The organism is Janthinobacterium sp. RA13 (genome assembly GCF_000745325.1).
Lineage (GTDB): Bacteria > Pseudomonadota > Gammaproteobacteria > Burkholderiales > Burkholderiaceae_D > Janthinobacterium > Janthinobacterium rivuli.
In genome coordinates this window covers 4,434,966-4,460,568 of record NZ_JQNP01000001.1, presented here as the reverse complement: position 1 = coordinate 4,460,568, position 25,603 = coordinate 4,434,966, and the positions used below count along the sequence as shown (strand labels likewise).

Annotated in this window: 25 protein-coding genes; 11 read left to right on the top strand and 14 right to left on the bottom strand. The window is 64.0% G+C overall.

Annotated elements, in window-relative coordinates:
- Window positions 1–19 precede the first annotated feature (19 nt).
- Window positions 20–1,063 carry a histone deacetylase family protein gene (locus FG13_RS19680; RefSeq protein ID WP_035823595.1) on the top strand — a complete coding sequence of 348 codons (1,044 nt, stop codon included), beginning with the start codon at window positions 20–22 and terminating at the stop codon, window positions 1,061–1,063.
- A gap of 6 nt (window positions 1,064–1,069) precedes the next feature.
- Here the strand turns inward: FG13_RS19680 and FG13_RS19675 are convergent, their stop codons facing one another.
- Complete coding sequence (locus tag FG13_RS19675; RefSeq protein ID WP_152598811.1) at window positions 1,070–1,852, bottom strand: LytR/AlgR family response regulator transcription factor; 783 nt, start codon at window positions 1,850–1,852, stop codon at window positions 1,070–1,072.
- Window positions 1,839–3,104, bottom strand: a complete 1,266-nt coding sequence (locus FG13_RS19670; protein ID WP_035823591.1) for a histidine kinase — start codon at window positions 3,102–3,104, stop codon at window positions 1,839–1,841. The genes FG13_RS19675 and FG13_RS19670 overlap by 14 nt, the downstream gene beginning before the upstream one ends.
- Before the next feature lie 285 nt (window positions 3,105–3,389).
- Here FG13_RS19670 and FG13_RS19665 point away from each other — a divergent pair, with 285 nt between their 5' ends.
- On the top strand, window positions 3,390–3,815 hold the full coding sequence (locus tag FG13_RS19665) for an organic hydroperoxide resistance protein (protein WP_035823589.1): 426 nt from the start codon (window positions 3,390–3,392) through the stop codon (window positions 3,813–3,815).
- A gap of 67 nt (window positions 3,816–3,882) precedes the next feature.
- On the opposite strand, the gene FG13_RS19660 is transcribed toward FG13_RS19665, so the two are convergent.
- Window positions 3,883–4,716: a type 1 glutamine amidotransferase domain-containing protein gene (locus tag FG13_RS19660; protein ID WP_035823587.1), complete on the bottom strand. Its 834-nt coding sequence runs from the start codon at window positions 4,714–4,716 to the stop codon at window positions 3,883–3,885.
- Between the two features lie 120 nt (window positions 4,717–4,836).
- Between FG13_RS19660 and FG13_RS19655 the strand changes: the two genes are divergently transcribed.
- The 3 genes from FG13_RS19655 to FG13_RS19645 are packed head-to-tail and all read left to right on the top strand — an operon-like array spanning window position 4,837 to window position 6,924.
- Entirely contained in the window at window positions 4,837–5,745 is a 909-nt protein-coding gene (locus tag FG13_RS19655; protein WP_035823585.1) for a LysR family transcriptional regulator, read from the top strand.
- A gap of 40 nt (window positions 5,746–5,785) precedes the next feature.
- Window positions 5,786–6,256: a GNAT family N-acetyltransferase gene (locus FG13_RS19650; protein WP_035823582.1), complete on the top strand. Its 471-nt coding sequence runs from the start codon at window positions 5,786–5,788 to the stop codon at window positions 6,254–6,256.
- On the top strand, window positions 6,253–6,924 hold the full coding sequence (locus FG13_RS19645) for a diphthine--ammonia ligase (RefSeq protein WP_035823581.1): 672 nt from the start codon (window positions 6,253–6,255) through the stop codon (window positions 6,922–6,924). Before FG13_RS19650 ends, FG13_RS19645 begins: the two co-directional genes overlap by 4 nt.
- 66 nt (window positions 6,925–6,990) lie before the next feature.
- Here the strand turns inward: FG13_RS19645 and FG13_RS19640 are convergent, their stop codons facing one another.
- Window positions 6,991–7,467 (bottom strand): FKBP-type peptidyl-prolyl cis-trans isomerase, encoded by a 477-nt coding sequence (locus FG13_RS19640; protein WP_035823578.1) that lies wholly within the window; start codon window positions 7,465–7,467, stop codon window positions 6,991–6,993.
- A gap of 145 nt (window positions 7,468–7,612) precedes the next feature.
- Window positions 7,613–9,490: a potassium transporter Kup gene (locus FG13_RS19635; protein WP_035823576.1), complete on the bottom strand. Its 1,878-nt coding sequence runs from the start codon at window positions 9,488–9,490 to the stop codon at window positions 7,613–7,615.
- 237 nt (window positions 9,491–9,727) lie between these two features.
- On the opposite strand from FG13_RS19635, the gene rarD reads away from it, so the two are divergent.
- Both rarD and ettA read left to right on the top strand, forming a co-directional pair.
- Window positions 9,728–10,612, top strand: a complete 885-nt coding sequence (rarD, locus tag FG13_RS19630) for an EamA family transporter RarD (RefSeq protein ID WP_035823574.1) — start codon at window positions 9,728–9,730, stop codon at window positions 10,610–10,612.
- A 93-nt stretch (window positions 10,613–10,705) separates the two neighbouring features.
- Entirely contained in the window at window positions 10,706–12,373 is a 1,668-nt protein-coding gene (ettA, locus tag FG13_RS19625; protein ID WP_035823572.1) for an energy-dependent translational throttle protein EttA, read from the top strand.
- 72 nt (window positions 12,374–12,445) lie between these two features.
- Here the strand turns inward: ettA and FG13_RS19620 are convergent, their stop codons facing one another.
- Entirely contained in the window at window positions 12,446–13,027 is a 582-nt protein-coding gene (locus tag FG13_RS19620) for a porin family protein (protein WP_035823570.1), read from the bottom strand.
- Window positions 13,028–13,262: 235 nt separating this feature from the next.
- Between FG13_RS19620 and FG13_RS19615 the strand changes: the two genes are divergently transcribed.
- Window positions 13,263–13,844 carry a molybdopterin-dependent oxidoreductase gene (locus FG13_RS19615; RefSeq protein WP_035823568.1) on the top strand — a complete coding sequence of 194 codons (582 nt, stop codon included), beginning with the start codon at window positions 13,263–13,265 and terminating at the stop codon, window positions 13,842–13,844.
- Window positions 13,845–13,859: 15 nt separating this feature from the next.
- Here FG13_RS19615 and FG13_RS19610 read toward each other — a convergent pair whose 3' ends face one another.
- The 8 genes from FG13_RS19610 to FG13_RS19575 all read right to left on the bottom strand — a co-directional run bounded on the left by FG13_RS19610 (window position 13,860) and on the right by FG13_RS19575 (window position 21,698).
- The gene (locus FG13_RS19610; RefSeq protein WP_035823566.1) at window positions 13,860–14,222 is read right to left on the bottom strand and encodes a hypothetical protein; all 363 of its coding nucleotides are present in this window, start codon (window positions 14,220–14,222) and stop codon (window positions 13,860–13,862) included.
- Window positions 14,223–14,608: 386 nt separating this feature from the next.
- The gene (locus FG13_RS19605; protein WP_035823565.1) at window positions 14,609–15,436 is read right to left on the bottom strand and encodes a Rossmann-like and DUF2520 domain-containing protein; all 828 of its coding nucleotides are present in this window, start codon (window positions 15,434–15,436) and stop codon (window positions 14,609–14,611) included.
- Between the two features lie 9 nt (window positions 15,437–15,445).
- On the bottom strand, window positions 15,446–16,033 hold the full coding sequence (locus FG13_RS19600; RefSeq protein ID WP_035823563.1) for a DUF924 family protein: 588 nt from the start codon (window positions 16,031–16,033) through the stop codon (window positions 15,446–15,448).
- A gap of 16 nt (window positions 16,034–16,049) precedes the next feature.
- Window positions 16,050–16,790, bottom strand: coding sequence for an MgtC/SapB family protein (locus FG13_RS19595; protein ID WP_034752834.1), 741 nt, complete (start codon window positions 16,788–16,790; stop codon window positions 16,050–16,052).
- Window positions 16,791–17,045 carry a hypothetical protein gene (locus tag FG13_RS19590; protein WP_035823561.1) on the bottom strand — a complete coding sequence of 85 codons (255 nt, stop codon included), beginning with the start codon at window positions 17,043–17,045 and terminating at the stop codon, window positions 16,791–16,793.
- Window positions 17,045–18,868, bottom strand: a complete 1,824-nt coding sequence (locus FG13_RS19585) for an aminopeptidase P family protein (RefSeq protein ID WP_035823559.1) — start codon at window positions 18,866–18,868, stop codon at window positions 17,045–17,047. Before FG13_RS19585 ends, FG13_RS19590 begins: the two co-directional genes overlap by 1 nt.
- 96 nt (window positions 18,869–18,964) lie before the next feature.
- Entirely contained in the window at window positions 18,965–21,013 is a 2,049-nt protein-coding gene (locus tag FG13_RS19580) for a DUF4132 domain-containing protein (protein ID WP_051959262.1), read from the bottom strand.
- Window positions 21,000–21,698, bottom strand: a complete 699-nt coding sequence (locus FG13_RS19575; RefSeq protein WP_035823557.1) for a Crp/Fnr family transcriptional regulator — start codon at window positions 21,696–21,698, stop codon at window positions 21,000–21,002. Before FG13_RS19575 ends, FG13_RS19580 begins: the two co-directional genes overlap by 14 nt.
- Before the next feature lie 180 nt (window positions 21,699–21,878).
- Between FG13_RS19575 and FG13_RS19570 the strand changes: the two genes are divergently transcribed.
- Genes FG13_RS19570 through FG13_RS19560 form a run of 3 tightly spaced genes read left to right on the top strand, consistent with a single transcriptional unit; the run spans window position 21,879 to window position 25,562 of the window.
- Window positions 21,879–23,810, top strand: coding sequence for an AMP-binding protein (locus tag FG13_RS19570; RefSeq protein WP_035823555.1), 1,932 nt, complete (start codon window positions 21,879–21,881; stop codon window positions 23,808–23,810).
- A gap of 14 nt (window positions 23,811–23,824) precedes the next feature.
- The gene (locus FG13_RS19565) at window positions 23,825–24,640 is read left to right on the top strand and encodes an ABC transporter ATP-binding protein (RefSeq protein ID WP_035828489.1); all 816 of its coding nucleotides are present in this window, start codon (window positions 23,825–23,827) and stop codon (window positions 24,638–24,640) included.
- Between the two features lie 25 nt (window positions 24,641–24,665).
- A complete protein-coding gene (locus tag FG13_RS19560; protein WP_200880402.1) occupies window positions 24,666–25,562 on the top strand; it encodes a branched-chain amino acid ABC transporter permease in 897 nt (298 codons plus the stop codon).
- Window positions 25,563–25,603 lie beyond the last annotated feature (41 nt).

The following is a 25,603-nucleotide window of genomic DNA, read 5'->3' as shown; positions in this document are numbered from 1 at the left end:
ACTTTTCGCCTGGCGCCCCATGCTGACCTTCTACAATGAATTGCACAGCCAGCACCGGGGCCGCTTCGAAATGTTTCGCGGCACCCTGGTGCCCTGCTTCGAGACACCGGAGCGAGCCGACATGGTGGTGGCCGAGCTGGGGCGGCGCAACCTGGGCCGCATCGTCACGCCCCACGGCGTGCCGCTGACCTCGCTCGAGCGCATCCACACGCCCCGTTACCTGCATTTTTTGCGCCACGCCTGGCACGACTGGCTGGCGCTCGCCCCCGACAACGCGGGCAAGGACGCCTTGCCATCCGTCTGGCCCGTGCGCACCTTGCGCAGCGACATCGAACCGGACGACTTCACGGCCAGGCTGGGCCTGTACTCGATGGACAACGGCACGCCGCTGACGGCTGGCACGTGGACGGCGGCCAAGACGGGCGCCGACTGCGCCGTCAACGCGGCCCACGCACTGCGCCTGGGCGAGCGGGCCACGTTCGCCCTGACGCGCCCGCCGGGCCACCATGCGGGCAGCGACTTTTTTGGCGGCTACTGTTTCCTGAACAACGCGGCCCTGGCCGCGCAGCATCTGCTCGACGACGGTGCACGCAAGGTCGCCATCCTCGATATCGATTACCACCACGGCAACGGCACGCAAAGCATCTTTTACCAGCGCGACGACGTGCTGTTCGCCTCCGTGCATGCCGACCCGCGCAGCGAATATCCGTTTTACCTGGGCCATGCCGATGAAACGGGCAGCGGCGCGGGGCTCGGCTACAACGTCAACTTGCCGCTGCCGGCCGGCAGCACCACGGCCAGCTGGTTCGCGGCGCTGGAAACGGCCTGCCTGCGCATCAATATGTATGCGCCCGACGCGCTGGTGGTCTCGCTCGGTGTGGATACTTTCGCCGGCGACCCGCTGTCGCACTTCGCCCTGCAAAGCGGCGACTACCTGCGCGTGGGCGAGCGCCTCGCGCATTTGAATTTTCCCACCGCCTTCATCCTCGAAGGCGGCTATGCGGTGAAGGAAATCGGCATCAATGTCGTCAATGTGCTCGAAGGTTTTGAGACGGCGGAGTAAGCCAGCCTACATATTCCGAAACAAACTCATGAACGGCTGGCTCACGGCCAGGGTTTCCGGCCGCGTCTTCAGGCGCAAGGCGCCGCGGCCCACCTCGTCGCGCGTGACCGACGCCACCATCTTCATGTTGACGATGGTGGAGCGGTGGATCTGTTTGAAGATGGCCGGATCGAGCACGTCGAGCAGTTCGCGGATCGGCTTGCGCAGCAGCGCCTCGCCTTCCGCCGTCATGACGGCCGTGTACTTGGTGTCGGACTGAAAATAGGCGATGTCTTCCACCATGATCAACCGCGTATCCTTGCCGCTGCTGGCCGTCAGCCACACCAGCGGCGGCGACTTGGCGGCCGCCGGCAAGGCACTGCTCAATTGCTGCAGCAGGCCGGCCAGTGCGCCATCACCCACCCGGGTCTTGCCGGCCCGTGCCTGCACGCGCTGCAAGGTCGCTTGCAAGCGCTCGCGGGCGATCGGTTTCAACAGATAATCGACGGCGCCCTTGTCGAAGGCGTCGATCGCGTACTGGTCGTAGGCCGTGACGAACACCACCTGCGTGGCGGGACTCGCCTCAAGCACGCCGGCCGCCACTTCCAGCCCCGTCAGGCCCGGCATGCGGATGTCGAGGAAGGCGACGTCGGGCTTGTGCGTGGCGATGGCCTCGAGCGCCGTGCCGCCGTCGTCGCAGGCGGCGACGATGCGCAAGCAGGGCCACTCCTCGACCAGCAGGGCCACGAGCGCATCGCGCAGCAGGGTTTCATCTTCGGCGATGACGCAAGTCATCTCAGGCTGATGCATGGGACACTCCTTGCGCCGTGCTGTCGGGCACCGTGATGGTGGCCGTCACGCCATCGGGGAAATTGGCGACGATGGCAAACGCGGCGGTATTGCCGTAGGTCAGGCGCAGGCGTTCGCGCACATTGCGCAGGCCGATGCCCGTGCCGGCGCCATCGTCGCTGAACCCCTTGCCGTCGTCGGCCACCGTGACGATCACCGTGCCATTGCCGCTGCGCGCCATGATCCAGATGGTGCCGCCGCCGCTTTTCGGCTCCAGGCCATGCTTGATGGCGTTTTCCACCAGGGTTTGCAGCATCATCGGCGGCAGCTCCGCCTGGCGCAGGTATTGCGGCACTTCGATCTGCAGGTTCAGGCGCCCGCCCATGCGGATTTTCAAAATATCGAGGTAGGCGCGCGCCCGCTCCAGCTCCGTGCCCAGGGTCGACATGGCTTGCTCCGTGCGCGGCAGCGAGTGGCGCAGGTACAGGATCAGGTTGCCCAGCATCTCGTCGGCGCGCACGGGGTCGCTGCGCGTGAGCAGCTGCGCGCTGGCCAGGGTGTTGTACAGGAAGTGCGGTTCCACCTGCGCATGCAGCAGGCTCAGCTTGGCCACCGTGAGTTCCTTTTCCGTCACCGTCTGGCGCGCCTCGGCCTGCTCACCGCGCCGGCGCTGCGCCACGCGGCGCGTCATCGCCCGCGTCACCGCTTCCGCGTTTTCCAGGTTGCTGCCATGGTCGACGAGGAACCAGTCCGTCCACGCGTTGCGCGCCGGTTCGCAGATCAGGGTCACGCTGCCCGCTTCGCCATTCGGCGTGACGGTGGCGAGGATCTGGTTCGGCCGCGGCTCGAGGAAGCCCAGCAGGCGCATGCGGGGCAAGCCCGTGTGCGTATAGGGCGCCGCGCGGCGCACTCTAGCCTGCACCTGCAGGCTGTCGCGCGCGCTTTCGACCACTTCGCTGCCCGGCAGTTCGCGGATGGCCGCGTCGATCATGTCGAATGCCTCGCCCGCCTCGAACGGTATCTCGATCTGGCGCCGCTGGCGGCTCGACAGGGTGCCGGCGTTGACGGTGCCGGCGATCAGCCGCACGCGCCGCACGTGCGAAAACGCATTCGTGATGACGGCGCTGGCCAGCAGCGCGCCAACGATGACAAAGAAGCCTTCCGTGTGCCCGAAGATATAGCGCAAGAAATTCTCGACCAGGATCGCCGTAGCGATGATGTAGGCGACCATCGTGGCCACGGTGATGCGCAGGATAAAGAAGAGGCTAGTCATGATTTTTCCTTGGGGTGTGAAGTGGAGCCAAGCATAACCATCGGCCCCACCGGCGGTGGCCATTATGCGATGGAAGCCCGGTAGTGGCGACAAAGGCATCAAAATAAAGCATCAATATGCGCCGCCCCGAAATAAAATCGCTTGCAATTAAATAGCGCACGATATATATTGTGTACATGGACGCCGGCAAGCGCTTCTGCAGACGGGGATCCTGGGGCGACAGCCCACGAAACAAGTAGCACACTATTTAGTCGTTAACTATTTAACTCACCGAGGAAAACCATCATGTCGATCAAACAAGTCCTGTACCGCGCTCAAGCTACCGCCACCGGAGGCCGCGAAGGCCGTGCCGTATCGTCCGACAATGTGCTGGACGTCAAGCTGACCACGCCAAAAGAACTGGGCGGCAATGGCGCCGTCGGCACCAATCCGGAACAACTGTTTGCCGCCGGCTACTCGGCCTGCTTCATCGGCGCCATGAAATTCGTCGGCGGCCGCGACAAGATCGCCCTGCCAGCGGACCTGTCGATCGAAGGCAACGTCGGCATCGGCGCCATCGACACGGGCTTCGGCATCGAAGTGGAACTGAAAATCTCGCTGCCAGGCATGGAACGCGCCGCCGCCGAAGCGCTGGTCGCCGCCGCCCACATCGTCTGCCCGTACTCGAACGCCACGCGCGGCAACATCGACGTGACCTTGACCATCGTTTAATGCATCACTGACGCGATTGTCCATCCATCCCCGGCCGCGCCATCAGGCGCCGTCGGGGATATTTTTTTTAGCGCAGCGCCTGCAGCAGCTTGTCCGCCAGGGCCGGCGCCGAGGCGGGGTTCTGTCCCGTGATCAGTTCGCGGTCGACCACCACGTTGCTGGTCCACGGCGCCTGGTTCTGCACATAGCGCGCGCCGGCCGCCTGCAAACCCGACTGCGGATAGAACTTCATCGTTCCGCCCTGCAGCGCGCCCTGCGCCGCCAGCTCTTCCTGATTACTGATCACCGTCATGCGGTAGCCGCTGTAGATCCAGTCCGCCGGGGTGGGTGGCGTGCGGCCCGCTTCCAGCGCGGCCGCAAACGCTGCCGCCTGCGGCAAGGCCGACAGCAAAGCGATGGGGCCGTGGCACAGCAGCGCCGTCGGCTTGCCGTCCGCGTGGAACCGGCGCAACAAGGCGCCCAGGCTGGCATCCTTCAACAGATCCTGCATCGGCGCGTGGCCGCCCGGCACCAGCACGGCCGCGTAGTGGCCATAGCCGATCTGTTCCACGCGCTTCAGGCTGATCACGGGCGAGCGGCCCGGCACCGTCAGCGCCAGCTGGTCCAGCAGCGCCTTGTGCGCCGCGTGCGCGGTGGCGTCGCCGCCAAAGTAATCGACCGTATCCGAGCTGACGTCCAGCGTGGGCGCCTGGCCCTGCGGCGTGGCGAACGTCACCGTGTGACCCGCGTCGAGCAGTTTTTTCACGGGTTGCATCAATTCATTCAGATAAAAGCCCGTCGGGAAGACCTTGCCGTCGCGCAAGTCGAGGTGATTGGCGTCCGACAGCACGACGAGGACCTCGGCCGCCTGGGCGGTGGAAAAGGCGGCGAGCAACAGGCTGCTGATCAGTAATTTTTTCATGGTGTGGCCTTTCTGTAGAGAGGTCACCAGCATATTCCGAATCAAAATGGAGAAAAATGATGAATAATGCACAGCACTGATGCGTAATACGACTGAATAAAATCTCTGACTGGAACCGACATGGACAAATTGCAGGCGATGCAGCTGTTTCGCCGCGTGGCCGAGCTGGGCAGCTTTCGCCGCGCCGCCGATGAACTGGACTTGTCGGCCTCCTATGTGAGCCGGCGCATCGGCCAGCTGGAGCAGGAACTGGGCGGGCGCCTGATGACGCGCACCACGCGCCAGCTGGCCCTGACGGAAACGGGCGCCGCCTACCTTGAGCACTGCCGCAAGCTGCTCGACGAACTGGCGCAGGCGGAAGACATGGTGGCACACTCGACGGCGCACGTGACGGGCCGCCTGCGCATCAATGCGCCGCTGACCCTGGGTGTGGGCGAGCTGGCCGAAGGCCTGGCCGATTTCATGGCCGACTGGCCAGCCTTGCGCCTGGACGTCGACCTGAAGGATGAATACGTCGACCTGGCGGCCGCCAACTACGACCTGGGTTTTCGCGTCACCACCGCGCTCACCGATTCGAGCTACGTGGCGCGCCACATCCACGACTACCGCCTGCACATCTGCTGCGCGCCGGCCTACCTGGAACGCCACGGCCCCTTGCGGGAAGCCACGGACCTGACGCGCCAGCGCTGCTTCATCTACAGCCACGCGCTGTTCGGCAGCCGCTGGCCGCTGCGCCATGCTGGACCGCACAGCGACATCGAAGTGCCGAACTGGGTGCGCACGAACAACACGCTGTTCATGCGCAGCCTGATCCTGCGCGCCCTGGGCATCGGCATCCTGCCCACCTTCGTCTGCCGCGAGGAACTGGCCAGCGGCGCCCTGGTCGAGCTGTTTCCGGACATCGAGCGCCCCAGCCTGGCGCTGTTCGCCATCTATCCGTCGCGCCAGCTGGTGGCGCCCCGCGTGACGCGCTGCATCGAGCACCTGAAGCAGTGGTATGCGCAGCGCTATCCCGCGCCGGCGGTCTGAAGCCGGTAAAATCATGGCCACTCTCAATCAAGGATGACCCATGATCAGCTGGCAATGGAACACGTTCGACGAACTCGGCCCCCACGATTTGTACCAGGTGCTGGCCTTGCGCCAGCGCGTGTTCGTCATCGAACAGCAGTGCATTTACCCGGACCTGGACGGCCATGACCAGCAAGCCATGCATTTGCTGGGCTGGCAAACGGTCGATGGCCAGCGCCGGCTGGCCGCCTACCTGCGCGTGCTGGCACCGGGCGCCAAGTATGTGGAAATGTCGCTGGGCCGCGTGCTGACGGCACCCGAGGCGCGCACCATGGGCGCCGGCAAGCAGCTGCTGGTGGAAGGCATCGCGCGCGCCGAACGCCAGCACCCTGGCCACGCCATCCGCATCGGCGCGCAGCAGTACCTGGAGCGCTTCTATCAATCCTTCGGCTTTGTCACCGTCAGCGCGCCCTATGACGAAGACGGCATTGAGCACGTCGACATGCTGCGCGCGGTGGAGCAACCCGCATGACGACGGCCCTGATTTCCTGGAGCGGCGGCAAGGATTCCTGCCTGGCCCTGTGGCGCGCGCGCAACACCGGCATGGCCGTTCCCCTGTTGATCACGGCCATGGATGAAGATGGCCGCAAGTCGCGCTCGCACGGCGTGCCGCCCGAGCTGCTTGAGGCGCAAGCGGCCAGCCTGGGCGCGCGCCTGCAGCGCTATCACGCCAGCTGGGCCAGCTACGAGGAACAATTCATCGCCATGCTGCGCGCGGCCAAGGCCGAGGGCATCGATCATGCGCTGTTTGGCGACATCGACCTGCAGCCGCACCGCGACTGGGAAGAAAAAGTCTGTGCGGCCGCCGGCCTGACGGCGCACCTGCCCCTGTGGGGCGGAGACCGCCGCGCGCTGGTCGACGAATTTCTCGCCGCCGGCTTCAAGGCCATCGTCGTGTGCATCAATAGCCAGCACCTGCCGCGCGCATTTTGCGGGCGCGAGTTCGACGCCGCCTTTTTGGCCGACCTGCCGCCCGGCGTCGACGCCTGCGGTGAAAACGGCGAATTCCACACCTTCGTCTACGACGGGCCCGCCTTCAGCGCACCGGTGGCGCTGCGCCGCACGCAAGTGCTGCAATATGACGCGCCAGCCAATCTGGGCGGCGCCACGTACTACTTCCAGGAACTGGCGCCCGCCTGACTCCGCCGCAAAAGCAACAAGGGCGACTCCATGGAGTCGCCCTTTGTCCGTGCACCTTGCGCGTGCTTACTTTTTCTCTACTTTTCGCAGCGTGATGTCGAACACCAGGCCAGCGTAAGGCGGAATCACCACCGCACCCGTCGAATCACGGGTGCCGCCAACGCCATAGCCCAGGTCATACGGAATGAGCAGGCGGCGCGTGCCACCCTCTTGCATGCCGACCAGGCCACGGTCCCAGCCCAGAATCATTTTGCCGATACCCAGGACGAACGTAAAACTTTTGGGCGGGATTACCGCATCGAACTGCACGCCTTTGCCGTCCGGCTTGCTCGCGTCATACAGCCAGCCCGTGTACACCACCGTCAGGGTATCGCCCGCGGCGGCGGCCGTGCCGGTGCCTTTCACCAGGTCGGGAAAGAGGAACTCTTTGACTTGCGTGTTCGGGTCAAGCACGACCGGCTTCTCGGTGTTGGCAGCAGCGCCGCAAGCGGTCAGGGCCACGGCGCAAGCGAGGGTGGCGATCATTTGAAATACCGATTTCATGGTTTCCCTTTAAATATTGGTGTGTGGCTAAGCCCGTACGGTGCGGACCGGTACGGGCTGGAGTTTAACAGGACTCGCGTAGCCCATTTGTAAGCAGACGTAAGCAGGGCAATAAATGTGTCTCGATGCAACGTTGACACAATATCTATATTTCCACCTGCGTGCCCAGTTCGATTACCCGGTTGCTCGGAATCTGATAATAGTCGGCCGCCGTGCGCGCATTGCGCGACATGGTGACGAACAGGTGCTCGCGCCACGGCATCATGCCCGCACCGGGCGTCGAGATGATGGTCTGGCGCGCGATGAAGAACGACGTCTCCATCATCTCGAAATCGAGTCCCTGCTGGGCGCACTGCGCCAGCGCGGATGGAATATCCGGTTCATCCTTGAAGCCGTAATGCACGTTGACCTGGTAGCACTGGTGGCCCAGGTCCACCACGCGCACGCGCTCCGATGGCGCCACCCACGGCTCTTCATGCATGAAAACGGTGAGGAAGATCACCCGTTCATGCAACACCTTGTTGTGCAGCAGGTTATGCAGCAGCGCATGCGGCACGCCATCCGTTTCGCCGCGCAGGAAGATGGCCGTGCCGGGCACGCGCAGCGGCGGCGCGATGAACAGCGACGAGAGGAAGTCGTCGAGCGGGATCGCATGCTTTTCCAGGTTCTGGAACACCAGCTGGCGGCCGCGCTTCCAGGTCAGCATGACGATGAACAAAATCGAGCCCAGCAGCAGCGGGAACCAGCCGCCATGGAACAGTTTCAGGGCAGTCGCCGACACCAGGTTGACGTCGATGATCAGGAAAAAGCCCGTGGCGGCCCAGCACAGGGCCAGGTTCATCTTCCAGCGGTAGCGGATGACGAAGAACGTCAGGATGGTGGTCGACAGCATCGTGGCCGTGACGGCAATGCCGTAGGCGGCGGCCAGGTTTTCCGAGGAACCGAAGCCGATGACGGCCAGCAGCACCACGGCCAGCTGCAGCCAGTTCACGGCAGGGATGTAAATCTGCCCGATTTCGCTTTCCGACGTGTGGCGCACGCGCATGCGCGGCAAGAAGCCCAGCGCGATCGCTTGCTTGGTCATCGAGAAGGTGCCGGAAATGGTCGCCTGCGAGGCGATCACGGTGGCCATGGTCGACAGGATCACCAGCGGATACACGCTCCACGCGCCCAGTTGCTGGTAAAACGGATTCGTGACGGCTTCGGGATGGGCCAGCAGCAGACCGCCCTGGCCCAGGTAATTCAGCGCCAGCGCGGGAAAGGCGATCAGGAACCAGGCCAGGCGGATCGGCTTCTTGCCGAAGTGGCCCATGTCGGCGTACAGCGCCTCGGCGCCCGTCAGCGCCAGCACCACGGCGCCCAGGGCAACGAAGGCAACGAAGCCGTTATTCATCAGGAAGGTCGCCGCGTGCAGGGGATTGAGCGCGGCCAGAATGGCCGGCGACTTGATGATGTTGACCACGCCCATGCCGGCCAGCGCGGCAAACCACAGCACCATAATGGGGGCAAAATAGCGGCCGATGCCGGCCGTGCCATGCGACTGCACCGAATACAGCGCCACCAGCACCACCATCGTCAGCGGCACCACATACGGACTGAAGGCGGGCGTGGCCACTTCCAGGCCTTCGATCGCCGACAGCACGGAAATGGCCGGCGTGATCACGCTGTCGCCATAGAACAGGGTGGCGCCGAAGACGCCGATCACCATCAACGGGAAATGCCAGCGCGACAGGCGGCTGACGGACGACAGCACCAGCGCCATCAAGGCCATGATGCCGCCCTCGCCGCGGTTGTCGGCGCGCAGCACCAGGGTCACGTACTTGAGCGAGACGATCAGGGTCAGGCCCCAGAAGATCAGCGAAACGATGCCCAGCAGGTTCTCTGGCGACAGCAGCAGGCCGTGGGCCGGGTCGAAGACCGTTTTGAGGGTGTACAGCGGACTGGTGCCGATATCGCCGTAAACGATGCCGACGGCCGCCAGGGTCATGCCGGCAAGGCCGCTTTTTTTATGTTCCGACGTCAAGATTGCACCCGTTTTTGTTTTGTTGCATCGCACAATATGATAGGTATTAGCAAATAGCAAGAGTATTTTTGCATGGTCCCGGGCTGCCCCAAAGTCGTGGTTTTATGCCGCTCCGCCTTGCTGCGCGGGCTTGCGGCCATTGATTTGTTGCCATTCTACGCCTCGCCAGCGGCGCCGGGCAGCCCCCGATGTTTTCCGCCATAATGACAGACTGTCTACTCTCCAGCGAAGCCCATCATGAATCCAGGCATGTTGTACGCCTCCCTCGCCTTCCTGTGCTGGGGCCTGTTCCCCCTGTACTTTCACGCCATCGGCGAGATCGCGCCACAGGAAATCCTGGCGCACCGCATGGTCTGGTCGCTCTTGTTCCTCGGTATCGTGCTGACCGTGCGCCGGCAGTGGAGCTGGCTGGGCAGCCTCAAAGCGCAGCCCAGGGTGGTGGCCAGCTTCGTCGCCAGTGCGTTTTTGCTCTCCGCCAACTGGTTCATCTATATCTGGGCCGTCAACAACGGCCACGTGGTCGACGCCAGCCTCGGTTACTTCATTACGCCCCTGATCAATGTCATGCTGGGCTTTTTGCTGCTGCACGAACGCCTGCGCCGCCTGCAGTGGCTGGCCATCGGGCTGGCCGCCTGCGGCGTGGCCTGGCTCACCTGGCAGGCGGGGCAAGTGCCCTGGATCGCCCTGCTGCTGGCGGCCACGTTTGGCGGCTATGGCTTGCTGCGCAAGACGGCCGCGCTGGGCGCGCTGGAAGGCCTGTCGTTTGAAACATTGATTCTGTTCCCTCTGGCGCTGGCTTACATGCTGTGGCTGGCCTGGCATGGCCAGAGCGGCTTCGTCAATACAGATTCCACCGCCACGCGCGCGCTGCTGCTGGCGTCCGGCCCCATCACGGCCATTCCCCTGCTGCTGTTTGCCGCCGGCGCGCGCCGCCTGCCGCTGGCCGTATTGGGCTTGCTGCAATACATCGCCCCCACGGGCCAGCTCCTGATCGGCGTGTGGGTCTTCCACGAATCGTTCACCCAAGAGCGCATGCTGGGCTTCCTCGTCATCTGGACGGCGCTGGGCCTGTATGCGGCCGAGGGGCTGTGGAGCAGCCGCCGCGCGCGGCTGGCTGCGTAATCCGGTTTTACCCGCCCCGGCTGCGCGCAGCGCTGGCCGGAAGCGGGCGTTTACCGTATCCTGTCCGTCTTTGTATATCACCCGAGATTTCTAATGGCAAATTACGTCTACACCATGAATCGCGTGGGCAAAATCGTCCCGCCCAAGCGCCAGATTCTGAAAGATATTTCCCTGTCCTTCTTCCCAGGCGCGAAGATCGGCGTGCTGGGCCTGAACGGCTCCGGCAAATCGACCCTGCTGAAAATCATGGCAGGCATCGACACCGACATCCAGGGCGAAGCCGTGCCGATGCCGGGCCTGAACATCGGCTACCTGCCGCAGGAACCGCAGCTGGACCCGGAAAAAACCGTGCGCCAGGAAGTGGAGTCGGGCCTGGGCGAAGTGTTTGAGGCGCAAGCCAAGCTGGAAGCCGTGTACGCCGCGTATGCCGAGGAAGACGCCGATTTCGACGCCCTGGCCACGGAACAGGCACGCCTGGAAGCGATCATCTCGACGTCCGACGGCGGCAATCTGAATCTGCAGCTGGAAATGGCCGCCGACGCGCTGCGCCTGCCGCCATGGGACGCCAAGGTCGGCGTGCTGTCCGGCGGTGAAAAGCGCCGCGTGGCGCTGTGCAAGCTGCTGCTGTCGAAGCCCGACATGCTGCTGCTCGACGAACCGACCAACCATCTGGATGCGGAATCGGTCGACTGGCTGGAACAATTCCTGCTGCGCTTCCCCGGTACCGTGGTGGCCATCACCCATGACCGCTACTTCCTCGACAACGCGGCAGAGTGGATCCTGGAACTGGACCGCGGCAGCGGCATTCCATGGAAGGGTAACTACTCGACCTGGCTGGAGCAGAAGCAAGCCCGCCTGAAGCAGGAAGAATCGACGGAATCGGCGCGCCAGAAGGCGCTGCAAAAGGAATTGGAATGGTCGCGCCAGAACCCGAAAGCGCGCCAGGCCAAGTCGAAAGCCCGCCTGGCCCGCTTCAACGAGTTGTCCGAGCACGAATACCAGAAGCGCAACGAAACGCAGGAGATCTTCATTCCCGTGGCCGAACGCCTGGGCAATGACGTCATCGAGTTCAAGAACGTGTCGAAAGCGTTCGGCGACCGCCTGCTGATCGACAACCTGAGCTTTACCGTGCCGCCAGGCGCCATCGTCGGCATCATCGGCCCCAACGGCGCCGGTAAGTCGACCCTGTTCAAGATGATCACCGGCAAGGAAACGCCGGACAGCGGCGAAGTGGCCATCGGCCAGACGGCGCGCGTTTCCATCGTCGACCAGAACCGCGATAGTCTCGCTGACAACAAGTCCGTGTTCGAGGACGTGTCCGGCGGCGCCGACATGCTGACGGTCGGCCGCTTCGAAATGCCGTCGCGCGCCTACCTGGGCCGCTTCAACTTCAAGGGTTCGGACCAGCAAAAAATGGTGGGCAACCTGTCCGGCGGTGAACGTGGCCGTCTGCACCTGGCGAAAACCCTCTTGATGGGCGGCAACGTCCTGCTGCTCGATGAACCGTCGAACGATCTGGACGTGGAAACCTTGCGCGCGCTGGAAGACGCCTTGCTGGAATTTGCCGGCAGCGTCATGGTCATTTCCCATGATCGCTGGTTCCTCGACCGTATCGCCACGCACATCCTGGCCTTCGAAGGCAACTCGCAAGTCACCTTCTTTGACGGCAACTATCAGGAATACGAAGCCGACAAGAAGAAACGTCTGGGTGAAGAAGGCGCGAAACCGAAACGTATCCGCTACAAGCCGTTGACCACGTAATTTCGGTCCGGCCATGCAAAAAGGCAGTTACCTCGCGGTAACTGCCTTTTTTTTCAGCACATTTCTAAACCATTAGAAATTGTAGCGTGCGCCTAAAGCGAGGCCAGTAGCCTTGCGGCCCTGGTCGGCGCTCTTGCCGAAGTGTTCCACTTCCGCCGTCAGCGAGACTTTCTCGTTGATCGCGTACTGGGCGCCGACGGAAGCGTACACACCCGTCTTGTCGTTGCCGCTGATGCCGCTCGACAGGCCCGTGCCGCTCAAGCTGTTCTTGACCTTGGCCACACCGAGCTTGCCGAATACGCCGACCTTGTCGGTCACGGGCATGGTGGCCTTGCCGGCCAGGTAGTAGCCGTGCGAATCGCTTTTCACGGAACCGTTGCCGGCGCCGGTGACATAGCTGTAATCCTTGCTGCCGAAATCGGCATAGCCGCCCTCGACCGCCCAGGTTTTATCGAAATCGTAACCGGCGAAGATCTTGGCGCCGGCCTTGTAGCCGCTGTGATTATCGGCGCTGGTGGCGCCAGGAATATCGAAGTTATAGCGGTTGCCCGTGACGCCAGCACCCACATAGGCGCCCTCGGCGTGGGCGGCGCTCATGCCGGTGAATGCGGTAACGGAAGCGATCATTGCAAACAGGATTTTCTTCTTCATCATGTTCTCTCTCTCAATTAGTTAATGTTCCTAGATTCGTGCCTGGATTCGCAGTTCAGCGAAGTGCGATGAGGACACAATAACAGCCGAAAAAAGCTACGTCTTTCTTCATTCCGTAAGAACTGTGACAAGATGTAAGCCGACATTGCAAACTGACAATAACCGTACAATGCGCACCGTTGAGCGAACTTAAGATAGACTTAAGAACATTAGCGATTTCAGTCCAGAGGAGAAGTGCATGCACAAACGCCAGTTTCTCGCCGCCGCCATGGCTGGCGCGGCCCTGCCCGCCATCGCCCGCGCGGCGCCCGCCGGCCTGCGCGGTCCTGCCTTGCTGACCATAACGGGCAGCATCGACAAGCCGAACCGGGGTCCGTTCGACGCCGTGCGCGACCAGATGATGCACAAGCAAAAGATCAGTTTTGAGCGGGCGCGGGCCTTCGACTTCGCGGCGCTGGCGAATTTGCCGGCGCGCACCATCCACCCCACCCTGGAATACGATGGCAAGGCGCATGCCCTGCGCGGGCCGTTGCTGGTCGATGTCTTGAAGGCGGCGGGTGCGCCCGAGGAAGATGCCGTACGGCTAGTGCTGCGTGCCGTGGATGGCTATGCGGCGGCGCTGACCATGGCGCAGGCGCGCACGCAGCGTTTTATCGTCGCCACCCACCTGGACGGGCAGGCGATGGCGCTGGGCGGCCTGGGGCCGCTATGGGCGATCCACGATGCGGACCGCATCGCGGCCGTGGCAGCCCTGCCCCTGGCCGAACGCTACACCAGCTGCCCGTGGGCGCTGTATCACATTGGCGTGGAGGCGGGTTGAAGCGGTTGAGGCAGATTAAGCGTAGGCTTCGGCCATCGACATCACGCGTGGCGTAATAACGATGCCATGCTCCTCGAACAGCGCCGTGATGGCCGCCAGATTGTGCGTGCACTCTTCGGTTTTCCAGCCTTTGAAGATATCCGTGCCATCTTTCTGGAAATGCAGGTCCAGCACTTTGCCCCCATCCTTGTGCAGGTAGGGCGAACTATAGGTGTTCTCGAAGCCGAGCACCTTCAATTGCCCCAGCAAGGCTGATGGTGGCTGGTCGGGATCGGTGGCGAGAAAAATGCCGAAGGTCTTGCCTGGCGGTTTGGCGGCGATGTCGACCTCGTAGATGCCAGGGGCCTTGCTGACGGACGTACTCTTTAAAAATAACATACAACACTCCCTGCGCGTAATGTCCCGCGCCTGAAACGGGCGGCAAGACAGGGGCGATGCGCAATGATTCCCCTCAACAAATCTTATTGCTTATTTGCATCTTTGTCGACAAATCGGCACTTTTATTTGGTAAGTCGTGGTTATCTTGTCGCGTTCGCCAGCGTAAATTATCAAGAAAGCCAGTTATCATTGCGCCAATACCCGCCCTGCTGCATGCTTTTGGCTTGCATCACGATTGCCTTTGCGCCGGCCGCCCTTCGTCTGCATGCGTCTTCTGTCGATCAAGTACCGCCTGCTCATCGTCCTGGCCCTGATCCTGGGGGCGGGTTTCATGGCCACCAGCCAGGCCAAGGAGCAAGGCCGCAACGGTGGGCACGCCGCCTGAGTCATTTCCCGCGCTTGCGTCTGGCCAGATCCTGCGTGGGCGCCACCAGCGCCCGGTATAGCTCGCCCGTGGCGGCATCCCAGCTTTGCACGGCCAGTTGCTGGCGTTGCACGGTGGCCGAATCGCCGCGCGCGATGGGGCCGGACAGCGCCGGCGCGGCGCCCAGGCGGAATACATTGGCCACCGCTTCCGTCACCAGCGGCTGCGCCAGTTCGCGCGCCACCGGCTCGGGAATGCCGGCCGCCTGGTAGGCGCGCAAGGCGGCGTCGAGCACCGTCACCAGGTAATTGCTGGCAAACACGGCAGCGGCGTGATACAGGGTCTTGGCGGCCGGATCGATGGGCACGGGGCGCGCGCCGATGGCGTTCAAGGCCGGCGTAAGGAAGGCCAGCGCCAGCGGGTCGCCTTCGACGCCGCAAAACGTGCCGTCAAAGGTGGCGGCCACTTGTGCCGGATCGGCAAAGCTGCGGATCGGATGCGCGCTGGCGACAAACGCGCCGGCCTGCGTGGCCGCCAGCAGCACGTTCGAGGCCAGCGCGCCGCTGCAGTGAAACACGATGGCGCCCGCCTGGCGCCCTTCGGCCACCAGCGCCGCGCAGGCCGGACCGATCTGATCGTCGGAGACGGCCAGCATGGTGACGTCGGCGTGGCGCAAGGCCGCATAGCTGTCGACGGGGGTTCCGGCGCCGATGAAGGCCACGGCCGCTTGCGCCGAGGCCATCGAGCGCGTGAGCACGTCCTGCACGGCGACGCCTTCCACGCCGGCGAACAAACTGCCCAGCACGCGGCCCACGTGGCCGGCGCCGATGATATTCAAAGTGACGTTCATGATGATTTTCTAGAAGCTCGATCCCGGCTGGCGCAGGAATTCCACCTCTTGCGGCGTGGAAGCGCGGCCCAGGATGGCGTTACGGTGCGGGAAACGGCCAAAGCGGGCGATCACTTCCTGGTGGCGCTCGGCGTAGTCGAGCATGCCGTCAAAACCGGGCTGCGCCTGCGACAGCAGCTGGAACAGCTCGACGGCACGCGCCTGCATGGCCAGGTCTTCTGCGTGTTCGAACGGGAGGTAGGCAAAGGCGCGCAGCATCGGCGGCAATTGCTGGTCCTGTCCCGCTTGCGTCAAGGCGATGGCCAACGCCAGCGCCCGGGCGTCGCCGGCAAAGGCGCGCGGCGTGCCGCGGTACACATTGCGCGTGAACTGATCGAGCACGATGAGGCGCGCCAGCGCGCCGTGCGGCGTCGCATCCCAGTCGCGCAAGCCGCCGTCGATGGCGGCATCGATCAGCGCGCCGAAACGCGCGCGTATCTGCGCGTCAAAGCCGTCATCCTTGCGAAACCATTCCATGCGCGACTGGCCATAGTCAGGGTTATCCGGCGGCAAAAACCAGAAATCGAGTACATCTTGGGCTTGTGCATCCATGTCCATCCTCTCGGCATCCGTATCAATTGCGGGCATGCGACAGCTGGAAGCCGGCGATGCCTTCGAAGGCGGCCAGTTCGGCCGACATGGCCGACAGGCTGGCGCCCGTGTTCTTGCCATGCGCGATGGCGACAAAGCGCCATTCCTGCATGCCTTCATTGCTGCCGATGGTCAGCGAGCCGCCGGCGATGTCGTAGCCGCGCTTGGCGGCCATGCGCCGCAGCGCATCCTCACGGGGAATAAAGCCTTGCTTGAAGCGCATGGTGATGGCCACCGCGTGGCGCGACGGCAGCCAGTTCTCCAATTTTGACAGAAAAATCATCGCCATCGCGCACAGGAAGGCCAGGCCCATGGCCGACAGATAAAAGCCGATGCCGACCATGATGCCGATCACGGACGAGGCCCAGATCGAGGCGGCCGTCGTCAGGCCGCTGATGTTGAAACCCTCGCGCATGATGACGCCGGCGCCGAGAAAACCCACGCCCGTGACGATGCCCTGGATCACGCGCGTGGGATCGCTGCCGACGATGGCGCCATGGCCGCCGTACCAGAACTCGGGATAGCCGCCCAGCACCGTCAGCGCGGCCGAAGCCATGCACACGAGGCTGTAGGTGCGCATGCCGGCAGCGCGCCCGTGATACGAACGCTCGTAACCCACCAATAAACCCAGCAGCAGCGCGCCCAGCAGGTTCAGCAGGATCACGCCATTCGTCGCCAGCTCGGCCGGCGACCAGTAGGCGCGCAGGAAGTCGATGGTCGGCATTTAATCCTGGGGCTTTTTGGCCAGCTGCTTTTCAAACGCCACATCGAGCTTGCTGACGCGGCGCGCCTTTTGCGGTCCCAGGCCATTGACGAAGGCGACAAAGGCGTCCAGTTCCAGCGGCGGGCACAAAGGCGGCAAGCCCGGGCCTTCCGTGAGAAAGAACAGTTCGTCGCCCGTGCGCGCCATCGTGTAGAGGCGGTGGCCGGTGCGTTCCTTGAGCCGCTCGATGGCGGAGGTGGCGCGGGTCGAGCGCATCAGATGGCTCCCGTGCGCTGTTCCAGCCACGCCAGCGCAGGCGCATCGGCCGGCGCGGACAACAGCGGCGCCAGGCGCGCGCGCACGGTCGCGTGATAGTCGTTCAGCCACGCCGCTTCGTCGTCGCGCAACAGCGAGCGTTCCACACAACGCGTGTCGATCGGGCACAGGGTCAAGGTTTCGAAGCGCAGGAATTCACCGAACTGCGTCGTTTCCGCAGGCACGTTCAGCACCAGATTCTCGATGCGGATGCCCCACTGGCCGGGGCGGTAGATGCCCGGTTCGATGGAGGTGATCATGCCCGCTTCCATGGCCGTCTGCGGCTCCGGCATGGCGGACTGGGAAATCGATTGCGGCCCTTCGTGCACGTTGAGGAAAAAGCCCACGCCGTGACCCGTGCCGTGGCCAAAGTCGATGCCTTCGGCCCACAGCGGTGCGCGGGCAATCGAGTCGAGCATGGGCGACTTCACGCCGCGCGGGAACTGCGCGCGCGACAGGGCGATCATGCTGCGCAAGACCAGGGTGAAATCGCGTTTGTGCTCGGCCGTGATCGTGCCGACGGGGACCACGCGCGTGATGTCGGTGGTGCCGCCCCAATACTGGCCGCCCGAGTCGATCAGCAGCAAACCGTCGCCTTCGATGGTGGCGGCCGAATCCGCATGCGCGTGGTAATGCATGATGGCGCCATGCGCATTGAAGCCGGCGATGGTGCCGAAACTGGGGCTGACAAAACCGGCGCGGCGGGCGCGCGCGGCCGTCAGGTGTTCGTCGATGCCGATTTCCGTCAACGGCGCGCGCTGCGGGTCGGCCAGGGTGGCGTCCAGCCAGCTGAAAAACTCGCACAGGGCGGCGCCATCCTGCTCCATGGCGGCGCGCACGTGCGCCGCTTCGCCGTCCGTCTTGCGCGACTTGGCCAGGGTAGTCGGGTTGATAGCTTCCACCACGCGCACGCCCTCGGCCACGGCCTGGCGCGTGCCGAACGTGATGCGGCGCGGGTCGAGCAGCAAGGTGGCGCCGGTCGGCAAGGCGGCCAAGGCGGCCGCCGTGCGGTCATATGCGGCCACGTCCACGCCTTCGCTTTCCAGGGTGGCGCGCAGGGCCATCGGCACCTTGCCGTCGGCAACGAACAGGGTGGCGCGCTCCGGTCCCACCAGCGCGTGCGCGAGGAAGACGGGGTTGTAGTGCACGTCGGCGCCGCGCAAGTTGAACAGATACGCGATATCGTCGAGCGTGGAAATGACGTGGTGGCTGGCGTCGTACACCGCCATGCCGGCGCGCAGGGCCGCCAGTTTCTGCGTGCGCGACAGCGATGGATACGCGGGCGCATGTTCATATACGGGCGCGGCCGGCATGACCGGGCGATCGGGCCACACGGCTTGCAGCACGTCGATGTCCGTGCGCAGGGTCACTTGCGCGCCCAGCGCCTGCTGCAGCAATCGCGCATTGGCCAGGCCCAGCACGGTGCCATCGACGGCCACCGTCTGCCCCGGCTGCATGGTCTCGCCCAGCCAGTCGATATACAGCACGCTGGCGCCGGACGGGATTTTTTTCAGGACGATGCCGCTGCCAGCCAGTTCCTCTTCCGCCTGTTCCCAGTAACGGCCATCGGTCCACACGCCGGCGACATCCTGCGTCACGACCAGGGTACCGACGGAACCCGTAAAGCCCGACAGCCATTCGCGGCCTTGCCAGCGGGCCGGCAGGTACTCGGACAAGTGCGGATCGGCCGATGGCACGATCAGGGCATCGATCTGCTGCGCGCGCATGGCGGCGCGCAGCAAGGTCAAACGGGAGGCGGGATTACTGTGAACGGATGTCTGCATGGCGGCGAAAAGGTGCTGTGCTGGGAAGCGCTCATGATACTCCGATTGCCGGCAATGCAGTACTCACGCAGGCCAGGATCAGGATGCGGCTCGTCTTCAATGCTGGAGCAGCTGGCCGGCGAGGCCGACGATTTTTTCCAGCAGCGCCTCATCGTGCGGCAGCCACGGCACGGCGCCCAGCTTGTTCCCCTTCGCTGCCACCTCGCTCGCCACCTCGGCGCCGTCCAGCGTGACCCTGCCGGTGGTCAGGTGAATCGCATGCCTGCCGACCATCAGGTGGCGCGCTTCGAGCGCCATGCGCCCGTCCTCGATCTGCTCCGCGAATACCTGTTCCAGCACCGTGCGCCGCATGCCCGCCATCGGCCCCGGCGCCAGATTGGCCAGGTAAAACAGGCGCTCTGCGCGCTGCGCGCTGTGCTCTTCTTCCAGCAGCGCCAGGGCGCTGGCGCTGACCAGCAGGTCCACCGCGCGGCACGCTTCCGAATACGCCACCGGCGCCATCGGCATCATCTGCGCGGGCGCCAGCCCGTTGGATGTGCAGGCGCCGCCCGCGCCTGGATAGACGTGTCCCCCGAGGCGCAGCAATACGCGCCAGGCGCCGAACTGGCGCGACAAGCCTTCATCGTAATCGAGCCGCCAGCCTTCGCGGCGGGCCAGTCCCAGCAAGGTAGGCAGCGACAACTGGTAGCCGGCAAATGGGGCGCCGCCATCGCCGGGCGGTGCATATATTTCACGATACACCTGGCGCAGCGGCTGGCGCACGCGCCGCCGCGCGAGCAGCGCCTGCCAGGCGGCGCGCTGCTCCCCGCTGCCGTGCAGGGGATGCCACAGGCCGATGTCGCCTTGCTCAGGCAATGCCACTGGCTGCCCCTGCGCACCGATGGCGCCCTCGCCATCGAGCATAAAGGCCAGCCCATCGCCCGTGCGCCAGACCAGCGCGCGCGCCACCGTCTCGATATCGGCATCGTCGCGCAAGGCGCGCCATTGGTCCAGGCCAAACCACACTTCGCTGGCGTAGCCCGCTTCCAGGCGGCGCGCCAGCATGGCCTGGCGCCGCTTGCCCATGGGGCCGGGCATGCCGACCCGCCAGGCGATATCGGGCCGTTCGGCCAGCGCCCGTTCGGCCGGTTTCAGATTGCGTTCCAGCTTCTTGCGGATGCCCGCATGGCGCACCTGCGCCAGCGCCGTGCGCAGGGCCAGCAAGCTTTCCGGCGTGGGGATGGTTTCCACCGCATGGCCCAATGCCATCGCCAGCGACTGCGACGGCGCGCTTTTTGCCGCACCGGGCGCCACGCAGGCCAAGGGCAGCAAGACGGCGATCACGGGACGGAACCATGCATCATCGCGGTAGGCGGCGACCCGCGCGGCGCGCGCCAGCACGGGAGAATCTGCCGTGGCAAAGGCGGCATCGGCCGCATACGGCACGCTGCCGTCGTGGATGGCGGCGATATGGCGCGCCGCCTGTTCCAGTATCGCCCGCGCAAAATCGACATACGCCGCATCGTCGGCCAGCACGGCGGCGGGATCCGCCTCGCCGATACTGTTGCGGTTCCAGAAGCTGCTATGGGGCGAACCGGCCAGCGCCAGCAGGGACGCCTGCGCCAGCTGCGGCAGCAGTGCCAATTCCTGCAAGGTCAATGGCATCGGATAACGGGCGTGACGCTCCTCCATCAGCTGCGCGAATTGGGCAGGGGCGTCGCCGCCAGCAAGGTGCGCCAGCAGCCAGGCCTGGTAGGGCCGTTCGGCCCAGCCCGAGGTTTCGCCGAGAATGCGCCGTGCCTGCGCCGCCGTGCCTGCCGGTGCCTCGCCCTGCAGGCAGGCCAGGCAGCCGATGACATACTCCCATTCCCAGTTGTAATCAGCGGCCGCGTCGAGCGCGTCAAGGAACATGGCGCCGGCCAGCAACGGCGCCAGTCCGGCCTCAGTCACCTGTTCCAGCAGCGTGTGCGCCAGATTAAACCGCGCGACATCATCATGACCGAAGCGCGCCGCGCGGTGCAGCGCCCCCCAGACGGCGCCAAGTTCTTCAGGCGTCCAGTCGTTGAAATCGACGGGCGGCCCCGTGAAACGCGCATGGTCGACGGCAGCACCCTCGAGGCGTTCACGCAGCGCTGTGGCACGGCTGGAGATTTCAGTCGCCATCATCGGCCTCGTAGCGGCGCAAGCCTTCCAGGTCCAGCACGCGGATGCCGCCGTAATCGAGGCGCAATAGCCCCTTTTTTTCCAGCACCTGCAAGGCCTGGTTGGCGCGCTGGCGCGAAGAACCGGACAGCAGGCCGATTTCTTCCTGCGACAGTTGCACCAAGGTGTCCACGCTTGGGTACAGATGCGAATGGAACATCGACGCCAGGCAGCGCGCCACGCGCGTGTTCAGGTCCAGCAGGCGCTCGTTTTCCATCATGCCGATGAACTGGCCCAGGCGCTCGTTGAGCTGCATCAGCAGGAAGCGCGTGAATGGCAGGCTTGTCTCCAGCAGCCAGTGGAAGGTGCTGGCAGGCAGGCGCGCCACGCGCGTATCGCGCACGGCGATGGTGTCGTATTTGCGCATCTCGCGCTTGAGCAGCGAACCTTCGCCAAACCAGCTGCCCGGTGACAAGCCCGTAAACGTCATGGCCTTGCCGGAAGCGGAAAAATTATTCATCTTGACCATGCCGCTGATGACGCCGATCCAGTTGTCCACCGGCTCGCCCTTGCGGCAGACAAAGCCGCCTTTCGGCACGAAAGTCTCGAACACATCGGCCTCGACCCGGGCCATTTGCACTGGGTCGAGCAATTGCGCCCAGTGGGCCGCGCGCACGGCATCCTTGAGGCTGATATCAGGGTAGGTCATTGTGCGATGCACCATCGAAAAGTGGGTAAATGTCCCCGAAAAGACAACTTGGCAAACTAACGCAAGCTACTATCATTGCACAAACGCCTGACACATAAAAAACACAGAGCGCCATCCAACGAGGTGGGGCCTGAGACAAGCAACAGGGAGACACTGGTGCAAACGAATACCACAGCAACAATGCCGACTTTTCCGCGGCGCTTATTGCAACACGGGACAGTACGATCCGACAAGCCCGCCTTTCGCGAAAAACACCTGGGCATCTGGCAAACCTGGACCTGGTCCGAGGTCAACGAAGAAGTGCGTGCACTGGCCTGCGGCCTGGCCGCCATCGGCTTCCAGCGCGGCATGAACCTGGCCATCATCGGCGACAATCGTCCGCGCCTGTACTGGGCCATGCTGGCTGCGCAAAGCCTGGGCGGCGTGCCTGTGCCACTGTACCAGGACGCGCCGGCCGCCGACATGGCCTACGTGCTGCAGGATGCGGAAATCCGCTACGCCATCGTCGAAGACCAGGAGCAGGTCGACAAGCTGCTCGAACTCAAGGCCCTGTATCCGCACGTCGCCCACATCGCCTATGACGATGAACGGGGCATGCGCCATTACCGCCAGCCGGAGCTGACGTCGTTTGCCGCCCTGCAGACGCTGGGCCGGGCCTATGACCGCGAACATCCGGGCTTTTTCGACGCCGCCGTGGCAGCGGGCCAGGGTAGCGACTCGGCCGTGATCCTGTACACCTCGGGCACCACGGGCAAGCCGAAAGGCGTGTGCCAGAGCCACACGGCGCTGCTGGCCGCCGGCGTTGGCGGCGTGGCCTTCGACAAGCTCACCGACGCGGAAGACATCCTGTCCTACCTGCCCATGGCGTGGGTCGGCGACTGCCTGTTCTCGCTGGCGCAGGCCATGGTGGCGGGCTTCACCGTCAACTGCCCCGAGTCGGGCGACACGGTGATGATCGACATGCGCGAAATCGGCCCCACGTGCTACTTTGCGCCGCCGCGCGTGTTCGAGAACATGCTCACCAGCGTGATGATACGCATGGAAGACGCAAGCAGCATCAAGCGCCATATGTTCAGCCATTTCATGGACGTGGCCAAGCGCTGCGGCGCGCAGATTTTGGATGGCAAGCCAGTCTCGCTGGCGGACCGCCTCAGCTACAAGCTGGGCGAGCTGCTCGTCTACGGCCCCTTGAAAAACGTGCTGGGACTGTCGCGCGTGCGCGTCGCCTACACGGCCGGCGCCGCCATCGGCCCCGACCTGTTCCGCTTCTACCGCTCCATCGGCGTCAACCTCAAGCAGCTGTACGGCTCCACCGAAACCTGCGCCTATGTGTGTCTGCAACCGGACGGTAACATCAAGTTCGACAGCGTCGGCTTGCCGGCGCCGGGCGTGGAAGTCAAGCTGGCGGCCAATGGCGAGGTGCTGGTCAAGTCGCCGGCCACCATGAGCGGCTACTTCAGGCGCCCCGACGCCACGGCCGAAGTGATCGACGCTGACGGCTACTTTCATACGGGCGACGCGGGCGTGTTCGACGGCGAAGGCCATCTGAAAATCATCGACCGCGCGGCCGACGTGGGCAAGATGAATTGCGGCGCCATCTTCGCGCCCAACTACATCGAAAACAAGCTCAAGTTCTTCCCCTTCATCAAGGAAGTGGTGGCCTTCGGCCATGGGCGCGACCAGGTCTGCGCCTTCATCAACATCGACATCGAAGCGGTGGGCAACTGGTCCGAGCGGCGCGGCATCGCCTATGCCGGCTACACGGACCTGGCGGCGCGCGCCGAGACCTATGGCTTGATCCGCGACTGCATCGAACAAGTCAACGCGGAACTGGCAACCGATCCGCTGATGGACCGCACGCAGGTACACCGCTTCCTGGTGCTGCACAAGGAACTCGACCCGGACGACGACGAACTGACGCGCACGCGCAAGGTGCGCCGCAAATTCATCGCCGAAAAATACGCGGTGCTCATTTCCGCCCTGTATGAAGGCAAGGCAAGGCAATACATCGAGACCCAGGTGAAATTCGAGGATGGCCGCCTTGGCTCGACCAGCGCCGACCTGCAGATCTGGGACAGCAAAACGTACCGGCCCCAAGGCCTGGCCGCATGATGGAGCACAGCACGATGCAAATGAACGAACCCGACGCCCATTTCGGCACGGCCCGCAAGACGGGCCCCGTGATCCTCGACCTGAAGAATATCTCGCTGTCGTTCGGCGGCGTGAAAGCGCTGACCGACATCTCGTTCGACGTGAAGCAGCATGAAATCCGCGCCATCATCGGCCCGAACGGCGCGGGCAAAAGCTCGATGCTCAACGTGATCAACGGCGTGTACCGTCCCCAGCAGGGCGAAATCATTTATCGGGGCGAACACCGGCGCGGCATGGATTGCTACGCGGCCGCCAAGTCCGGCATCGCACGCACCTTCCAGAACATCGCCCTGTTCAAAGGCATGACGGTGCTGGACAACATCATGACGGGCAGGAACCTCAAAATGAAGTCGAATTTCCTGCTGCAGGCCCTGTACTGGGGCCCGGCGCGGCGAGAGGAAATCGAGCACCGCAAGAAGGCCGAAGAGATCATCGACTTCCTGGAAATCCAGGCCATCCGCAAGACGCCCGTGGGGCGTTTGCCCTACGGCTTGCAAAAACGGGTGGAGCTGGGCCGCGCGCTGGTGGCCGAACCGGACATCCTGCTGCTGGACGAACCCATGGCAGGCATGAACGTGGAAGAAAAACAGGACATGTGCCGCTTCATCCTCGACGTCAACGACCAGCTGGGCACGACCATCGTGCTGATCGAGCACGACATGGGCGTGGTGATGGATATCTCGGACAGGGTGGTGGTGCTCGATTACGGCAAGAAGATCGGCGACGGCACACCCGACGAGGTGCGCAGCAACCAGGATGTCATCAACGCGTACTTGGGTGTAGCCCACTAGCACCGGACCAGGGATAACAATGAATATCAATTTTTTCTTTGAAGTGCTGATCGGCGGCCTGCTGTCGGGCGTCATGTACGCGCTGGTGGCGATCGGTTTTGTGCTGATCTACAAGGCCTCGGGCGTGTTCAACTTCGCGCAGGGAGCGATGGTGTTTTTCGCCGCCCTCACCTGCGTTGGCATCATGGACAAGTTTGGCCTGTCGCTGTGGCTGGCCATTCCGCTGACGATGGTGACCATGATCGTGCTGGGCATGGCGATTGAAAGGGTGGTCTTGCGCCCGCTCGTCAACCAGCCGGAAATCACGCTGTTCATGGCCACCATCGGCCTGACCTTTTTCATCGAAGGCCTGGCGCAGCTGATGTGGGGCTCGCAGGTGCACAAGCTGGACCTGCCCATCGAAGACGTGCCAATGCAGTTTTTGATGGACCGCTTCGACATCAACATCTCGCAGTTCGACCTGATGGCGGCCGGCATCTGCGCGCTGCTGGTGATCTGCCTGGCCTTGCTGTTCTCGAAAACCAAGGTGGGCCGCGCCCTGCGTGCCGTCGCCGACGACCACCAGGCGGCGCTGGCGGTCGGCATCCCGCTGCAGCGCATCTGGGCCGTGGTGTGGGGCGTGGCCGGCCTGGTGGCCATGGTGGCCGGCTTGCTGTGGGGTGCGCGCAACGGGGTGCAGTTCGCTCTCACCTTCATCGCCCTGAAAGCGCTGCCGGTGCTGATCCTGGGCGGCTTTACATCGGTGCCGGGCGCCATCGTCGGTGGCCTGATCATCGGCGCGTCGGAAAAACTGGCCGAAGTCTACCTCGGCCCCATGGTGGGCGGCGGCATCGAAGGCTGGTTCCCGTATGTGCTGGCCCTGCTGTTCCTGCTGGTGCGCCCGGAAGGACTGTTCGGCGAGAAGATCATCCGGCGAATATAAGGCCCCAAGAGCATCGTAGGTCGGATTAGCCGAAGGCGTAA

Excerpts from the sequence above, each read along its gene's own strand:
- FG13_RS19680 (WP_035823595.1), top strand. The coding sequence starts at position 20 with ATGCTGACCTTCTACAATGAATTGCACAGCCAGCACCGGGGCCGCTTC.
- FG13_RS19675 (WP_152598811.1), bottom strand. The coding sequence starts at position 1,852 with ATGCATCAGCCTGAGATGACTTGCGTCATCGCCGAAGATGAAACCCTG.
- FG13_RS19670 (WP_035823591.1), bottom strand. The coding sequence starts at position 3,104 with ATGACTAGCCTCTTCTTTATCCTGCGCATCACCGTGGCCACGATGGTC.
- FG13_RS19665 (WP_035823589.1), top strand. The coding sequence starts at position 3,390 with ATGTCGATCAAACAAGTCCTGTACCGCGCTCAAGCTACCGCCACCGGA.
- FG13_RS19660 (WP_035823587.1), bottom strand. The coding sequence starts at position 4,716 with ATGAAAAAATTACTGATCAGCAGCCTGTTGCTCGCCGCCTTTTCCACC.
- FG13_RS19655 (WP_035823585.1), top strand. The coding sequence starts at position 4,837 with ATGGACAAATTGCAGGCGATGCAGCTGTTTCGCCGCGTGGCCGAGCTG.
- FG13_RS19650 (WP_035823582.1), top strand. The coding sequence starts at position 5,786 with ATGATCAGCTGGCAATGGAACACGTTCGACGAACTCGGCCCCCACGAT.
- FG13_RS19645 (WP_035823581.1), top strand. The coding sequence starts at position 6,253 with ATGACGACGGCCCTGATTTCCTGGAGCGGCGGCAAGGATTCCTGCCTG.
- FG13_RS19640 (WP_035823578.1), bottom strand. The coding sequence starts at position 7,467 with ATGAAATCGGTATTTCAAATGATCGCCACCCTCGCTTGCGCCGTGGCC.
- rarD (WP_035823574.1), top strand. The coding sequence starts at position 9,728 with ATGAATCCAGGCATGTTGTACGCCTCCCTCGCCTTCCTGTGCTGGGGC.
- ettA (WP_035823572.1), top strand. The coding sequence starts at position 10,706 with ATGGCAAATTACGTCTACACCATGAATCGCGTGGGCAAAATCGTCCCG.
- FG13_RS19620 (WP_035823570.1), bottom strand. The coding sequence starts at position 13,027 with ATGATGAAGAAGAAAATCCTGTTTGCAATGATCGCTTCCGTTACCGCA.
- FG13_RS19615 (WP_035823568.1), top strand. The coding sequence starts at position 13,263 with ATGCACAAACGCCAGTTTCTCGCCGCCGCCATGGCTGGCGCGGCCCTG.
- FG13_RS19610 (WP_035823566.1), bottom strand. The coding sequence starts at position 14,222 with ATGTTATTTTTAAAGAGTACGTCCGTCAGCAAGGCCCCTGGCATCTAC.
- FG13_RS19605 (WP_035823565.1), bottom strand. The coding sequence starts at position 15,436 with ATGAACGTCACTTTGAATATCATCGGCGCCGGCCACGTGGGCCGCGTG.
- FG13_RS19600 (WP_035823563.1), bottom strand. The coding sequence starts at position 16,033 with ATGGACATGGATGCACAAGCCCAAGATGTACTCGATTTCTGGTTTTTG.
- FG13_RS19595 (WP_034752834.1), bottom strand. The coding sequence starts at position 16,790 with ATGCCGACCATCGACTTCCTGCGCGCCTACTGGTCGCCGGCCGAGCTG.
- FG13_RS19590 (WP_035823561.1), bottom strand. The coding sequence starts at position 17,045 with ATGCGCTCGACCCGCGCCACCTCCGCCATCGAGCGGCTCAAGGAACGC.
- FG13_RS19585 (WP_035823559.1), bottom strand. The coding sequence starts at position 18,868 with ATGCAGACATCCGTTCACAGTAATCCCGCCTCCCGTTTGACCTTGCTG.
- FG13_RS19580 (WP_051959262.1), bottom strand. The coding sequence starts at position 21,013 with ATGATGGCGACTGAAATCTCCAGCCGTGCCACAGCGCTGCGTGAACGC.
- FG13_RS19575 (WP_035823557.1), bottom strand. The coding sequence starts at position 21,698 with ATGACCTACCCTGATATCAGCCTCAAGGATGCCGTGCGCGCGGCCCAC.
- FG13_RS19570 (WP_035823555.1), top strand. The coding sequence starts at position 21,879 with ATGCCGACTTTTCCGCGGCGCTTATTGCAACACGGGACAGTACGATCC.
- FG13_RS19565 (WP_035828489.1), top strand. The coding sequence starts at position 23,825 with ATGCAAATGAACGAACCCGACGCCCATTTCGGCACGGCCCGCAAGACG.